General features: G+C 62.0%; 11 protein-coding genes and 2 tRNA genes. 8 read left to right on the forward strand and 5 right to left on the reverse strand.

Annotated features, from left to right (window positions below):
- Nucleotides 1-181: 181 nt before the first annotated feature.
- Nucleotides 182-255: transfer RNA gene (locus A2J01_RS16985), tRNA-Gly, on the reverse strand.
- A gap of 395 nt (nucleotides 256-650) precedes the next feature.
- Here A2J01_RS16985 and A2J01_RS16990 point away from each other — a divergent pair.
- From A2J01_RS16990 to clpX, 5 genes are all read left to right on the forward strand, one after another.
- Nucleotides 651-724: transfer RNA gene (locus A2J01_RS16990), tRNA-Pro, on the forward strand.
- A gap of 149 nt (nucleotides 725-873) precedes the next feature.
- A complete protein-coding gene (gene tig, locus A2J01_RS16995) occupies nucleotides 874-2,247 on the forward strand; it encodes a trigger factor (protein ID WP_064113164.1) in 1,374 nt (457 codons plus the stop codon).
- Between the two features lie 216 nt (nucleotides 2,248-2,463).
- Nucleotides 2,464-3,051, forward strand: coding sequence for an ATP-dependent Clp protease proteolytic subunit (locus A2J01_RS17000; protein WP_007730960.1), 588 nt, complete (start codon nucleotides 2,464-2,466; stop codon nucleotides 3,049-3,051).
- Nucleotides 3,052-3,099: 48 nt separating this feature from the next.
- Nucleotides 3,100-3,762 carry an ATP-dependent Clp protease proteolytic subunit gene (locus A2J01_RS17005; protein ID WP_003944539.1) on the forward strand — a complete coding sequence of 221 codons (663 nt, stop codon included), beginning with the start codon at nucleotides 3,100-3,102 and terminating at the stop codon, nucleotides 3,760-3,762.
- Between the two features lie 332 nt (nucleotides 3,763-4,094).
- Nucleotides 4,095-5,375: an ATP-dependent Clp protease ATP-binding subunit ClpX gene (gene clpX, locus A2J01_RS17010; protein WP_003944582.1), complete on the forward strand. Its 1,281-nt coding sequence runs from the start codon at nucleotides 4,095-4,097 to the stop codon at nucleotides 5,373-5,375.
- Nucleotides 5,376-5,492: 117 nt separating this feature from the next.
- On the opposite strand, the gene A2J01_RS17015 is transcribed toward clpX, so the two are convergent.
- From A2J01_RS17015 to A2J01_RS17025, 3 genes are all read right to left on the reverse strand, one after another.
- Nucleotides 5,493-6,830, reverse strand: a complete 1,338-nt coding sequence (locus A2J01_RS17015; RefSeq protein ID WP_042450291.1) for an MFS transporter — start codon at nucleotides 6,828-6,830, stop codon at nucleotides 5,493-5,495.
- 190 nt (nucleotides 6,831-7,020) lie between these two features.
- A complete protein-coding gene (locus tag A2J01_RS17020; RefSeq protein WP_064113170.1) occupies nucleotides 7,021-9,243 on the reverse strand; it encodes a glycoside hydrolase family 3 C-terminal domain-containing protein in 2,223 nt (740 codons plus the stop codon).
- A gap of 71 nt (nucleotides 9,244-9,314) precedes the next feature.
- Entirely contained in the window at nucleotides 9,315-9,989 is a 675-nt protein-coding gene (locus A2J01_RS17025; RefSeq protein WP_007730968.1) for a TetR family transcriptional regulator, read from the reverse strand.
- Nucleotides 9,990-10,116: 127 nt separating this feature from the next.
- On the opposite strand from A2J01_RS17025, the gene aroQ reads away from it, so the two are divergent.
- Genes aroQ through A2J01_RS17040 form a run of 3 tightly spaced genes read left to right on the forward strand, consistent with a single transcriptional unit; the run spans nucleotide 10,117 to nucleotide 13,354 of the window.
- Entirely contained in the window at nucleotides 10,117-10,566 is a 450-nt protein-coding gene (aroQ, locus tag A2J01_RS17030; protein WP_058227172.1) for a type II 3-dehydroquinate dehydratase, read from the forward strand.
- Nucleotides 10,566-11,444 carry a shikimate dehydrogenase gene (locus tag A2J01_RS17035; protein WP_064113165.1) on the forward strand — a complete coding sequence of 293 codons (879 nt, stop codon included), beginning with the start codon at nucleotides 10,566-10,568 and terminating at the stop codon, nucleotides 11,442-11,444. Before aroQ ends, A2J01_RS17035 begins: the two co-directional genes overlap by 1 nt.
- Nucleotides 11,441-13,354, forward strand: coding sequence for a sugar phosphate isomerase/epimerase and 4-hydroxyphenylpyruvate domain-containing protein (locus A2J01_RS17040; protein WP_064113166.1), 1,914 nt, complete (start codon nucleotides 11,441-11,443; stop codon nucleotides 13,352-13,354). The genes A2J01_RS17035 and A2J01_RS17040 overlap by 4 nt, the downstream gene beginning before the upstream one ends.
- Here the strand turns inward: A2J01_RS17040 and fdhD are convergent.
- Entirely contained in the window at nucleotides 13,305-14,174 is an 870-nt protein-coding gene (gene fdhD / locus A2J01_RS17045) for a formate dehydrogenase accessory sulfurtransferase FdhD (RefSeq protein ID WP_064113167.1), read from the reverse strand. The genes A2J01_RS17040 and fdhD overlap by 50 nt on opposite strands.
- Nucleotides 14,175-14,346 lie beyond the last annotated feature (172 nt).

Raw genomic sequence — 14,346 nt, forward strand, 5'->3', positions numbered from 1 at the left:
ACTACGGCCAGAACGACGAGTATGAGAAGAATCGTGGTCACGAGTGGCCTCCCGAGCAGAATCGATCCGGACAACTCCAGGATACGGACCGCAGGGGAGTGGTCTGAGTGGACAAAGTCGGAATACAAAAAATCCGCACCGGCTGGGCCGATGCGGATCTTTTGTGGAGTTTCCCTCCTGATGGAGGGGATGACGGGAATCGAACCCGCGTGATCAGTTTGGAAGACTGAGGCTCTACCATTGAGCTACATCCCCGTGCATACGACAACTCGGGATCGCCGTGTTCGTCGTCTGCGATACGAAACTGTACCCAATGCCCCACCGGATTTCATAATCGGGGGGTCGGAGAAGTTCGAGACCGTCGTTCACCTGGGGAATTGGCGAATGGCTCGGCGAGTCGGGGTGTCTCGGCCGCAGGCGCGACTTCTGATTCCGGCTCTGAATGGCAGTTGAGGCAAGGCTGTATGTGGCTGCCGTCGGATGACATACTGACGGGGTCGACAGCCGGGCCGTGTACAAATGGCGGTCGGGTTCGTGAGAGAGTAGTGAGCGCGATAGGGTTGTGCGCGGTCACCGATGGTGGCTGCCTTTGTGGCCCGCTGTCTTTGTGGCCTCGGATGGCCGTATCGTGTGTTTCATGTGATCGGAAACGGGATGTAGCGCAGCTTGGTAGCGCATCCGCTTTGGGAGCGGAGGGTCGCAGGTTCAAATCCTGTCATCCCGACAAGTACGTACATGGCACTTCACCTCCAGTAAGTCCGGGAGTGAAGTGCCGCGCCAGACAGCAGTACCGAACACACAGCACTACCGAACACACAGCAGTACCGATTCAACACAAGTTGTGAGCAAGACCAGACGAAGGAGCGAAGTTTCGTGAAGAGCACCGTCGAGCAGCTCAGCCCGACGCGAGTCCGTATCAACGTTGAGGTGCCCTTCGCGGAACTCAAGTCTGATTTCGACAAGGCCTACAAGGCCCTCGCGCAGCAGATTCGTCTCCCCGGCTTCCGTCCCGGCAAGGCTCCGGCCCGCCTCCTCGAAGCGCGTGTCGGTCGCGGCGCTGTGCTCGAGCAGGTCGTCATCGACGCTCTGCCGTCGCGTTACTCCGAGGCTGTCACCAGCGCCGGCGTGAAGGCCATCGGCCAGCCCGAGATCGAGGTCACCAAGATCGAAGACGGCGAGCTCCTCGAGTTCACCGCCGAGGTCGACGTGCGCCCCGAGATCGAGCTCCCTGACTTCAGCTCCATCAACGTCGAGGTCGATCCGATCGAGATCACCGACGAAGCCATCGAAGAGCAGCTGCTTTCGCTGCGTCAGCGTTTCGGCACCCTCACCGGCGTCGACCGCGCAGTCGAGGACGGCGACTTCGTCTCCATCGATCTGTCGGCCACCGTCGACGGCGAGAACGTTGCCGAGGCAACCGCGAGCGGACTGTCGCACGAGGTCGGTTCGGGCCAGCTCATCGAGGGCCTCGACGAAGCCATCATCGGCCTCAAGGCGGGGGAGTCCAAGGACTTCACGTCGACGCTGGTCGCCGGCGAGTACGCAGGCAAGGAAGCTGTTGTCACCGTGACCGTGCAGACGGTCAAGGAGCGCGAGCTTCCGGCTGAGGACGACGAGTTCGCTCAGCTCGCCAGCGAGTTTGACACCCTGGAAGAACTGAAGGCTGACCTCCGTGAGCGCGTCGCACGCGTCCGCAAGGTCGAGCAGGCCGGTCAGATCCGCGACAAGGTTCTCGAGCAGCTGCTCGAGACCGTCGAGGTTCCGTTGCCGGAGGCTGTCGTCAAGGCTGAGGTCGACGCTGCACTGCACGACGCCGTTCACGGTCTCGATCACGACGAAGAGGCACTGAACAAGCTCCTCGAAGAGCAGGGCAGCAGCCGCGAAGAGTTCGACAAGGATGCACAGGAAGCCGCTGAGCGCTCCGTCAAGACGCAGCTCTTGCTCGACTCGATTGCCGATGCGGGCAACGTCACCGTCGGTCAGGACGAGCTCACCGAGCGCATCCTGTTCCAGGCGCAGCGTTACGGCATGGCTCCTGAGCAGTTCATCCAGCAGATCCAGCAGGCCAACCAGCTCGGCGCCGTCTTCGCAGACGTCCGTCGTGGCAAGGCTCTCGCGTCCGTCGTCGAGTCGGCCGGTGTCAAGGACACCTCCGGCGCAGTTGTCGACACCGCAGAGCTGTTCGGCAGCAGTGAGGCCGCAACCGAAGCGGACGAGTCTGATTCCGCCGAGAGCGAAGACAAGTAAAAACGCAGGCGGACGGGTGTTTTCACCACGATCGACTGCACTGAGTTTTCCGCTTTGAGCGAAGTAGGGCGGCACCGGGACTCCGGTGCCGCCCTACTTCGTTACTGTCTGTGTCAGTAGAAGTGTTTCGCATAGACGATCCACCGCACAAGTAGATCCACATAGAAGGCAGGTACCGTGACTTCCAATCACCTGGAGACTTTGCAGAGTCCCGCCATGACTTCAGCGACCGCTGGGTTGAACCTCAGCGACTCGGTGTACGAGCGCTTGCTGCGAGAGCGCATCATTTTCCTCGGTACCCAGGTCGACGACGACATCGCCAACAAGCTGTGCGCACAGATCCTGCTGCTCTCGGCCGAGGACCCGACGCGAGACATCTCGCTCTACATCAACTCGCCCGGTGGATCCGTGACCGCAGGTATGGCGATCTTCGACACGATGCAGTTCGCCGAGTGCGACATCGCCACCTTCGGCATGGGCCTTGCGGCGTCGATGGGTCAGTTCCTGCTCTCGGCAGGCACCAAGGGCAAGCGCTACGCGCTGCCTCACGCCCGCATCATGATGCACCAGCCGTCCGCCGGCATCGGTGGTTCCGCAAGTGACATCGCGATCATGGCCGAGCAGTTCAAGCACACCAAGCGCGAAATGGCCGAGCTGATTGCTCAGCACACCGGCCAGACGGTCGAGCAGATCACCGCGGACTCCGATCGTGACCGTTGGTTCACGGCGAAGGAAGCTCTCGAGTACGGCTTCGTCGACCACGTCGTCTCCCGTGCGAATCAGGCCGGCGGCACCGGCAACTGAGCCGGTACGCCCATCCTTTCGCTGCCCAATTCATACTTTGGAGAACTGATGACCAATCTTTTCGGAGCTAACTCGCTGGGCGGCCAGGCGCCGTCGGGCCCCCAATCGCGTTACATCCTGCCCCAGTTCACGGAGCAGACCAGCTACGGCGTCAAGACGTCCGACCCGTACAACAAGCTGTTCGAGGAGCGCATCATCTTCCTCGGCTCGCAGGTCGACGACGTGTCCGCCAACGACCTCATGGCGCAGTTGCTGGTTCTCGAATCGCAGGATCCGGACCGCGACATCACGATGTACATCAACTCGCCCGGTGGTTCTTTCACCGCGCTGATGGCGATCTACGACACGATGCAGTACGTCCGTGCCGACATTTCCACCGTCTGCCTCGGTCAGGCTGCTTCGGCAGCTGCCGTGCTTCTGGCCGGCGGTACGCCGGGCAAGCGCTTCGCGCTCCCCAACTCGCGCATTCTGATCCACCAGCCGGCTACGGGCGGCATCCAGGGTCAGGTTTCCGATCTGGAGATCCAGGCTGCGGAGATCGAGCGTATGCGTCGGCTCATGGAGAGCACGCTGTCGCTGCACACGGGTAAGGATCCGGAGACCATCCGCGTCGACACCGATCGCGACAAGATCCTCACGGCCGAGCAGGCCAAGGAGTACGGCATCATCGACGACGTGCTGGCTTACCGGAAGCTCAGCGCACAGAAGTAGTCGATTTCCGCCTCGTGTCGAGGATCTGTTACCCGATTCCCGACACGAGGCGGACACGTCGAGAAGTGCCTGGTGGAGCGCTTGCCAGGCTGAAATCTCGACTCTTTTCTTTTTTATCCGCAGACGAAACGCCGAGAACAGGTCGACCCCGTTCGGGATCTGCGGGTACCGTCACTTCACGGGCTGGTTCTCGACCGGCGTTCTGCGATTGTTCGACCAGATTTGTTCGATCAGTTTGTCTGATCTGACAACTACCGAAGTACTGCGGAGCGTCTCGACCGATCGAGTGGCGGCGAGTGCACGTACATGATGGAAAGTAGGGACCTCACGAGATGGCACGCATCGGCGACGGCGGGGATCTGCTCAAGTGCTCTTTCTGCGGTAAGAGTCAGAAGCAGGTCAAAAAGCTCATTGCAGGACCCGGGGTGTACATCTGCGACGAGTGCATCGACCTCTGCAACGAGATCATCGAAGAGGAATTGGCCGAATCGAGCGAGGTCAAGCTCGACGAGCTTCCCAAGCCTGCGGAGATCCGAGAATTCCTCGAGAACTACGTCATCGGTCAGGACTCCGCCAAGCGGACGTTGGCCGTGGCCGTCTACAACCACTACAAGCGCATTCAGGCCGGCGACAAGGGCCGTGACGCGCGGGGTGAGACGGTTGAGCTCGCGAAATCCAACATCTTGATGCTCGGCCCCACCGGCTGTGGCAAGACGTATCTCGCTCAGACTCTCGCGAAGATGCTCAACGTCCCGTTCGCCATCGCTGACGCGACGGCGTTGACCGAGGCCGGTTACGTCGGTGAGGACGTCGAGAACATTCTGCTCAAACTGATTCAGGCTGCCGACTACGACGTCAAGCGCGCCGAGACCGGAATCATCTACATCGACGAGGTCGACAAGATCGCCCGTAAGAGCGAGAACCCGTCGATCACGCGTGACGTCTCCGGCGAAGGCGTTCAGCAGGCGTTGCTGAAGATCCTCGAAGGTACGCAGGCGAGCGTCCCGCCGCAGGGTGGCCGTAAGCATCCGCACCAGGAATTCATTCAGATCGACACCACGAACGTGCTGTTCATCGTCGCGGGCGCTTTCGCAGGTCTCGAGCGGATCGTCTCCGATCGTGTCGGCAAGCGCGGTATCGGTTTCGGCGCCGAGGTTCGGTCGAAGGCCGAACTGGATACGGTCGATCGTTTCGCCGAGGTCATGCCGGAGGATTTGATCAAGTTCGGTCTGATTCCCGAGTTCATCGGCCGTTTGCCGATGATCGCGTCGGTGACCAACCTCGACAAGGAATCGCTCGTTCAGATCTTGTCGGAGCCCAAGAACGCTCTCGTCAAGCAGTACCGTCGCCTGTTCGACATGGACGGCGTCGAGCTCGAGTTCACCGAAGAAGCGCTCGACGCTATCGCCGATCAGGCGATCTTGCGTGGAACCGGCGCTCGTGGCCTGCGCGCCATCATGGAAGAGGTTCTTCTTCCCGTGATGTACGACATTCCCAGCCGTGACGACGTCGAAAAGGTGGTCGTCACCGCGGAGACCGTCAACGACAACGTACTTCCGACCATCGTTCCGCGTAAGCCGGAACGTGGCGAGCGTCGCGACAAGACGGCGTAGACCTTCAAAACGACTGTGGCCCGGTATCTCTCGCGAGATGCCGGGCCACAGTCGTTCGCGCAACACAGTGGTTCGTGTAACACAGTGGTTCGTGCAGGGTGTCTGTGGGGTGGTCGGCTAGATCGGGTTGCCGAGTTCCTTGAGGGGAGTGCGGAACGTCTCCTTGGCGGTGAACGCCGAGAGCGCGCAGATGACGCAGGCCACCGAAGTCAGAATGGCAACGGGCATCCAGTGTGTCTTGTCGCCGCCCATGAGGGCGTTGCCGATGGCGGGGGCAAAGCCTGCGAGGGCGAAGCCGACCTGGGTGCCGATCGCAATGCCCGAGTAGCGGACCTTGGTGTTGAACATCTCGGAGTAGAACGACGGCCAGATGGCATTCGGGGCAGCGTAGAAGACGGACATCAATCCGATTGCGGCGAGGAAGATCAGGGGAACGTTGCCGCTGGCGATTGCGCCGAAGTACACGTAGATGAACACCGCGCTACCGAGGGCGCCACCGATGAACAACGGCCTGCGACCGATCCGGTCGGAGAGCATCGCCCAGGCGGGCTGACTGAGCAGGGCTACGGCGTTGGCTGCGATGGCAACCCAGAGCATGGTCGACTTCGGAATCCCCACTTCTTCGGTGGTGGCGAAAGCGAGACCGAAGACGGAGAAGATGGTCGAGACGACGGCGATGAAAGCGCAGCAGATCACGCGAATCAGATTTGCGCTGTGGGTGCGAAGAAGATCGGCAACAGGCAATTTGGCGACGGTCTTGGATTCCTGCTGCTCGGTGAACTCTTCGGGCTCTTCGAGCTTGAGACGCATGATGTATGCCGCGACCAGAACGATCAGGCTGCCCCAGAACGGGATTCGCCAACCCCACGTGTAAAGGATGTCGTCGGGGAGCGCGGCGATGGGCAGGAATACGAGGCTGGCGAGGATGAAGCCGGCCTGGGTGCCGTTGAGGGTCCAACTGCAGAAGAACGCGCGTCGGCCTTCGGGGGCGTGTTCGAGCGTCAGTGAGCTGGCACCGCTCTGTTCACCCGCGGCGGAGATGCCCTGGGCGATTCTCATCAGGACAAGAAGGATCGGTGCAAGAACTCCGATCGAATCGGCGCTGGGAATACATCCGATGAGGAAGGTGGCTGCGCCCATCAGAATGAGCGTGAGCAGCATGATCTTCTTGCGGCCGACGCGGTCACCGAAATGGCCGAGGACTACAGCGCCGAGGGGACGCGCGACGTACGCGACACCGAAGGTGGCCAGCGAAAGCAGAGCCGCATGTCCGCTGTCCGGGAAGAACACCGTGGGGAAGATGAGCGCAGCGGCGGAGGCGTAGATGTAGAAGTCGTAGTACTCGAGCATGCTGCCGAGAAACGACGATGTTGCGGCGCGCTTGACCTTGGTCGTATCCGGCCTTGCCAAGGACCCCGCCTCGGGCCCGGACGGTGTAACCGTGCTAGCTGACATGCTCATCTCCTGGGTGGAAGCGTCGTGGAGGCTCTACATCCGCCGATGGTGTTCGTATCAAGAACGTCTGTGCGGAGAGCGATACAAGGAATGTAACCGACGCCACAGCAACTACACAAGATTATTAACCAAATAGTTCATAAAAATCTACCGGCGGTCACGCCGCTCGTCGAAACCGCAGTTCAGGGAGTTAGGAGGCCGGCTGTGCTGCGGCCGCCACCAACTGCTCCACCTGTTCCTCGGTGATCCCGAGGCCGAAGGTGGCGAGTTTTCCGAGCGGCATCGAGCCTGCGAGTGCCATCATCTCGGGGCTGACCGCCTGTGCACCGTCGCCCGCTGCGGCAGCCATGGCGGCGCCGAGAACTGCGCTGCCGACGGGATGGGCGAGCCATTCGCCGATGGTCGACATGGCGTCGAGCGTGCCGACGCCGACGTTCCCGGCCAGGGTGATCGTGTCGGTGGTTGCGATGTCCCGAGACGAGAAGCCGACGCGGATCTCGTAGTCGCCGGCCTCGATCGCCCAGTCCTTTTCCGTGACAGACCAATAGGCAAATGCCCTGCTGTCGAGCGTGATGGTCACAGTCGCGGATTCGTCGGGGTCGAGGTGGACCTTGGCGAAGCCCTTCAATTCCTGCGCGGGTCGATCGATGCTTGCCGAGGCGTCGTGGACGTAGACCTGAACGACGCTGCTGCCCGATCGGTCGCCGCTGTTGCGCACGGTGACGGTCACTTCGGCGGAGTTCTCACCGGCCTCGACGGAGGTATCGGTGATGTCGAAGGTGGTGTAGCTCAGCCCGAACCCGAACGGGTACGCCACTTCGCGCAGCGCGGAGTCGTAGTAGCGGTATCCCACGTACAGGCCTTCGCCGTAGCGTACGTGCTGCTGTGATCCCGGGAAATGCAGATACGACGGATTGTCTTGGAGGCGAAGCGGAATGGTCTCCGTCAGGCGGCCGGACGGATTCGTGATGCCGAACAGAAGATCGGCAATCGCCGAGCCGCCCGCCTGGCCGAGTAGCCAGCCCTCGAGGATTGCGGCGGCATGATCCTTCCAAGGCTCGATCGCAACCACACCGCCGTTGGCGAGCACGACGACCGTGTTCGGGTTCGCGCCGTGGACCGCTTTCAGTAGGGCGATCTGGTCAGCCGGCAGTTCGATGTCGGTTCGGTCGAATCCTTCGGATTCTGTGGCGGACGGTAGTCCGAGGAACAGCACCGCGACGTCGGCGCGGCGTGCGGCGTCGACAGCCTCGGTGACCATGTCGTCGTCCGGAGTGCCGTCGAAGGTGAAGCCCGGTGCGAAAGTGACGCGGTCGGCGCCTTCGAGGTCGAGGATCGCGTCCAAAGCATTGTCGAGCTTGCTCGGGACCACCTGTGAACTGCCGGCCCCCTGGTACCGCGGGCTGCACGCGAATTCGCCGATCACCGCGACGGTCTGCCCGCCGGGGGTCAGCGGCAGCAGTTCTCCGTCGTTCGCCAGCAATACAGCGGACTCCGCTGCAGCGGTCCGCGCCAGTTCGTGGTGACGCTCGACGTCGTATGTGTGGCCTTCGGTGCGCGCGGCGGCGGTGCGTTCCACCAGCGTCGCCAGGCGCTCGGCGGCAGTGGTGAGCACTGATTCGTCCAGGTCGCCGCCGCGCACGGCGTCGACGATCTGGGTATCGGTTCCGGTCGGCGGCATTTCCAGGTCGAGGCCCGCGGCGAGTGCCGCCACGCGGTCGTTGACCGCTCCCCAGTCCGAAACGACGAGGCCGTCGAAGCCCCACTGTTCGCGGAGTACCTCGGTGAGCAGCCAATGGTTCTGGCTCGAGTACACACCGTTGATCTTGTTGTACGAGCACATGACCGTCGTCGGGGCCGCGGTCTTGACGGCGTATTCGAAGCCGGCCAGATAGATCTCGCGCAGCGTCCGTTCGTCGACGTCGGCACTGACTCTCATCCGGTCGTGTTCTTGGTTGTTGACAGCGAAGTGCTTGAGCGAGGTTCCGACGCCGCGAGACTGGATGCCGGTGATCAGCGCTGCCGCGACGCGGCCGGAGAGGAATGGGTCCTCGGAGACGTATTCGAAATTCCTGCCACACAAGGGTGATCGTTTGATGTTGATGCCTGGGCCGAGGAGGACCGAGACCTGTTCGGCTTTGGCCTCGTCGCCCAGAGCCTCACCGACCTGGCGGATGAGGTCGAGGTTCCACGACGAGCCCAACCCGACCGCCGGTGGGAAACATGTCGCTGGAATGCTGTGGCCGAGTCCGAGTGCGTCGCCGCCCTCGGGTTGTTTCCGGACTCCGTGCGGACCGTCGGTCAGGAGTATCGATTCGATTCCGGCAACGGACTGGCTGTGCCAGAAATCCGAGCCCGACGTCAACGACGCCTTCTCCTCGAGTGAAAGCCCGTCTACGTAATTCTCGGTCACGTCATTCCTCTCGGTGGCAGCTGTGAGTTCCACTCACCACCGTAGGGGGATTTTTCGGACTTCGGGGTGGGTCAGGACGGCGCCTTCGAGGTCAAGAACGCAACAACCATGTCGCCGAGCATGGTTCGAAGATGCTCACGATGCGTCGAGTCGGTCAGATCGCGGTCGAAGAGCGCTTTGAAGGTGTAACGATTGGCGATACGAAAGACGCAGTAACTGCTGATCAACATGTGAATATCGAGAGCATCTACGTCGGAGCGGAATGCTCCCGACTGCTGTCCGTCGTGGAGGATCTGCGAGACCAGGTCGGCGGCGGGGGCGCCGAGACCGCTGAGTAGCTCGGATTTCTCGATGTGCTCACCGCGGAGCATGTTCTCGTTGGCTACCAGCCGAATGAAGTTCGGGTGTTGTTCGTGGTGGTCGAAGGTGAGTTCGGCCAAGGCGCGGACTGCTGCCGTGGGTTTCAATCCCTCGAGGTCGAGTTCACGTTCCTGCGCACGAATGACGCTGTACGCGTGTTCGAGGACGGACTTGTACAGCCCTTCCTTGTCGGTGAAGTAGTAGTAGATCATGCGCTTGGTGGTGTGAGTCTTGGTTGCGATCTCGTCCACTCGGGCGCCGGCAAAGCCTTTGTCGGCAAACTCCTCGGTGGCGACGGCGATGATGTTCACCCTGGTCAGATCGCTGTTTCGGCGTCGTTTCTCCGGCTTCGACACCACGGAGTTCACTGACTGCTCGGAAACCATGTGCTCACTCTATCTGTCAGCAGTTTGTCGACTTTGCTTGTCGAGTCCGCGTCGGGGGAGTAACGTCCAGTGAACTAACTCACTAGTTCGTACATTAGTTTCGAGCGTCAACCCCGAGGTGCCCCTGATGACTTCATCTCTACCGGTCCTGGTCCTCAACGGGCCCAACTTGAATTTGTTGGGCCAGCGCCAACCGGAGTTCTACGGGAGAGACACGCTGGACGACGTCGTTTCCCGCTGTGAAGCGGCGGCCGCGAAGTTCGGAGCGGTGGTCGAGGCAAGGCAGTCGAACCACGAGGGCCAACTGATCGATTGGATCCACGAGGCCAGGGGAAGAGTCGCGGGCATCGTCATCAATCCCGGTGGGTACTCGCATACCTCCGTTGCGTTGCGTGACGCTCTGGTCACACTCGATGCCCCCGTCGTGGAGGTGCACATCAGCAACATCCACAGTCGCGAAGAATTCCGTCACCACTCGTATGTCTCCGGCATCGCCGACGCCGTCATCTGTGGATTGGGAATCGACGGATACAGCGCCGCAGTCGAATTCGTCTGCATCCGAGAAGGGAAGAACTGATGAGCGATTCGATGCTCTGCGGTCTGATCGGCACCGGAATCGGAGCCTCTTTGACTCCGATCATGCACGAGGAAGAAGGGCGCAGACAGGGTCTTCCGTACGTCTACCGCATCCTCGATCTCGACGTGATGGGCATGGCGCCGTCGGACATCGGTGAACTTCTCACCTATGCACGACGTTTCGGGTTCCGCGGCCTCAACATCACTCACCCGTGCAAGCAGTTGGTGATCGAGCACCTCGACGAGCTCTCGCCCGATGCGAGCCGGCTCGGCGCGGTGAACACGGTCCTCTTCGACTCCGGCAAGGCGATCGGACACAACACCGATTGGTCGGGCTTCGGCCGAAATTTCGACGACGGACTTCCCGGAGCACAGCTCGATCGTGTCGTGCAGCTCGGTGCCGGCGGAGCTGGTGCGGCGGTTGCCTATGCCGCGCTCACCCGTGGCGTCGGGACACTGACGTTGGTCGATTCGAGCCTGCCTCGCGCGCAGGAACTTGCACAAACCTTCGCGCAGCAGTTTCCGGCGCAGGTTGTCGAGGCGCGGAATACGAGCGACCTCGCCGAAGTGCTCGGCAAGGCAAACGGATTGATCCACGCGACGCCGATGGGAATGGCGGCTCATCCCGGAATGGCATTCTCGCCGGATCTGCTTCGCCCTGATCTGTGGGTGGCCGAAATCGTCTACCGTCCACTCGAAACCGAACTGTTGCGTCAGGCAAGGTTGATCGGAGCCCCGACGCTCAGCGGAGGCGGAATGACTGTCTTCCAGGCCGTCGACGCGTTCCGGATCTTCACGGGCATCGAGCCCGACAGTAAGCGGATGCTCACGCACATGACGGAACTTGTACACGGCGAACAGACTGCGGCAGCGCTGTGAGTGCCCCGGTCCGGACGTCGATCGCGACGGTATCGCTCAGTGGCACTCTCGAGGAGAAGCTCGACGCCATCGCTGCTGCCGGCTTCGACGGCTTCGAGGTGTTCGAGCCGGATTTTGTTGCTTCGCCGTGGTCCCCGAAGGAATTACGAACGAGGGCTGCGGATCTGGGCTTGACCCTCGATCTGTATCAGCCGTTCCGTGACTTCGACACGGTGGACGAGGCCCAATTTGCTCGGAATCTTGTTCGAGTGCAACGCAAATTCGAGCTCATGGATCAACTGGGGTGCGAGACGCTCCTGGTGTGCTCCTCGCCCCTGCCGACCGCAAGTCACGATGACGGTCAGTTGACAGAGCAATTCGGAGCTCTCGCCGAACTGGCGTCCGAGCACGGCAAGAAGGTTGCATACGAGGCGCTCGCGTGGGGTGCCCACGTCAACACGTACGGCCATGCGTGGCAGATCGTCGAGGGCGTCGACCATCCTTCGCTCGGTACCTGTCTGGACAGCTTTCACATCCTCTCGCGCGGTGACGATCCCGCCGGAATTCGCGAGATTCCCGGCGAGAAGATCTTCTTCCTCCAGTTGGCGGACGCTCCGTTCTTGGCGATGGACATCCTCCAGTGGAGCCGGCATCACCGAAACTTCCCGGGGCAGGGCAGCTTCGATCTCAGTGCGTTCGCTCAGCATGTCTACACCACCGGTTACGACGGACCGTGGTCGCTCGAGATCTTCAACGACGTATTCCGACGCGCGGACACCCAGCGGACGGCAATCGACGCTCATCGGTCGCTCCTCCATCTGGAAGAACAGGTCGCCGCCGCGAACCCTGCCGCCGGTGGACCCACGCTGTTCACCGCCCCGGAGCGCACCCCGCTCGAAGGGATCGTGTCTCTGCGAATCGCTGCGGGTCCGGCTAAACAGGACCAGGTGCACTCGATGCTCTCTCGCGTCGGTTTTCATCTGGTCGGACGGCACCACGATCACGACTTGCAGTTGTGGCGGCACGGACCGCTCACCGTTGCCGTCGACGCGACAGCGGGCACGGTGTGGACGGCGCCCGGGCTGCCCGCGGATCTGCCGGTTCTCACTCAGATCGGCATCAGGGCAACCGAACCCGAAGTGTGGGGAGAGCGCGCTCTGGCTCTCGAAGTACCGGCGACGCGCGTGCAGTTGCCCGGTTCGAGCGACGAGAACTCCGAGGTACCGGACGTCGTACGCTTGAAGGTCACCGATGCGACATCGATCGACCTTCGTGGCCCTGGCAGCGCTGCAGCGTGGGAATCGGCATTCGAGACCTACCCGCTGCCCGCCGAGCGCAATCGTGAACAGGGCGCAGTGTTCACCGGGATCGACCACGTGGCACTGGCAGTTCCGGCGGAGAGTTGGGACGGCATCATGCTGCTCCTGCGGTCCGTGTTCGAGATGCAACCGCACGAGGGGCAGGACGTCACCGATTCGGTCGGACTCATGCGGAGCCAGGCACTCACGCTCGTTCAGGACGGTGACGGACATACCCTGCGGATCTCACTGAACATGGTGGAGGGCAGTCGAAGCGGGCTGCCGACGGTCCGCCGCGGCGGCGTCAGCCACGTCGCTTTCGCGTGTGAGAACATCTTCGGTGCCGCTGCGTCCATGCAGGACTGGGGCTTTGCTCCGCTACCCATTTCCCCGAACTACTACGACGATCTGGACGCACGTTTCGGTCTGAATTCAGAACTGCTCGACCGGATGCGCAGCGCCGGAATCCTTTACGACGCGGACGCTCACGGCGAGTTCTTCCACCTGTTCACCCCGACCGTCGGGGGAGACCTGTTCTTCGAGGTCGTGCAGCGGGTGGGTGGATACGAGGGCTACGGGGAAGTTAACTCCGCTGTGCGACTGTCGGCTCAGTTGCGCGCGAGTTCGACGTGACCTCGACTCGGTGCGGGTGCGAGTAGATATTCATCGAATCGCCGCGGATGAAACCGGCGAGAGTCAGCCCGGACTCCTGCGCTAGTTCCACGGCCAGCGACGACGGCGCGGAGACAGCACCGAGGATCGGAATGCCGGCCATGACGGCCTTCTGGACGAGTTCGAACGACGCCCGACCGCTGACGATCAAGATCGTGTCGTAGAGGGGCACTCGGCCGTCGGTGATGGCCCAACCGATCACCTTGTCGACGGCGTTGTGACGGCCGACATCCTCGCGCAGTGCCAGGAGTTCGCCGGTGGCGGTGAACAATCCGGCCGCGTGCAGGCCACCGGTGCGCTCGAAGATCCGTTGGCTCTCCCGCAGTGTGACCGGCATGGCCGACAGGATGGTCGAGGTGACGGAAGTCGTGTCACCGACCAGCGGATGTCGCGTCGTGGTTCGGACGGCGTCGAGCGAGGTCTTGCCGCACACGCCGCACGCGGAACTGACGACGGTGTTGCGGTCGGTGGTGTGGTCGGGCAACGGCACTCCGGGAGCGAGAGCGATGTCGAGGACGTTGTACGTGTTCGCACCGGATTCGTCGACGCCGTCGCAGTAGCGGACGACGCTCACGTCGTCGCGGGTGGCGATGACACCTTCGCTGAGAAGGAATCCGTGCACGAGGTCGACGTCGTTGCCGGGGGTCCGCATCGTCACTGCCAGCACCTGACCGCCCACTCTCATTTCGAGTGGTTCCTCGACGGCCAGCGTGTCGGGGCGCGTGACGACCCGATCACCCGAGATTCGAACGACCGGTGTTCGTGCGGTGACTCGTCCCATCTCAGGCGCCCGATGCTTCGAGTCGAACGGTGACGGCCTTCGACACCGGCGTGTTCGACTTGGCCGCAACGTGTTCGAGGGGAACGAGCGGATTTGTCTCCGGGTAGTACGCCGCAGCATTGCCGCGCGGGGTGTCGTAGGAGACGATGCGGAATTCCGTGACCCGACGCTC

The organism is Rhodococcus sp. EPR-134 (genome assembly GCF_001647205.1).
GTDB lineage: Bacteria > Actinomycetota > Actinomycetes > Mycobacteriales > Mycobacteriaceae > Rhodococcus_F > Rhodococcus_F qingshengii.

Excerpts from the sequence above, each read along its gene's own strand:
- A2J01_RS17000 (WP_007730960.1), top strand. The coding sequence starts at position 2,464 with ATGACTTCAGCGACCGCTGGGTTGAACCTCAGCGACTCGGTGTACGAG.
- A2J01_RS17005 (WP_003944539.1), top strand. The coding sequence starts at position 3,100 with ATGACCAATCTTTTCGGAGCTAACTCGCTGGGCGGCCAGGCGCCGTCG.
- clpX (WP_003944582.1), top strand. The coding sequence starts at position 4,095 with ATGGCACGCATCGGCGACGGCGGGGATCTGCTCAAGTGCTCTTTCTGC.
- A2J01_RS17015 (WP_042450291.1), bottom strand. The coding sequence starts at position 6,830 with ATGTCAGCTAGCACGGTTACACCGTCCGGGCCCGAGGCGGGGTCCTTG.
- A2J01_RS17025 (WP_007730968.1), bottom strand. The coding sequence starts at position 9,989 with ATGGTTTCCGAGCAGTCAGTGAACTCCGTGGTGTCGAAGCCGGAGAAA.
- aroQ (WP_058227172.1), top strand. The coding sequence starts at position 10,117 with ATGACTTCATCTCTACCGGTCCTGGTCCTCAACGGGCCCAACTTGAAT.
- A2J01_RS17035 (WP_064113165.1), top strand. The coding sequence starts at position 10,566 with ATGAGCGATTCGATGCTCTGCGGTCTGATCGGCACCGGAATCGGAGCC.
- fdhD (WP_064113167.1), bottom strand. The coding sequence starts at position 14,174 with ATGGGACGAGTCACCGCACGAACACCGGTCGTTCGAATCTCGGGTGAT.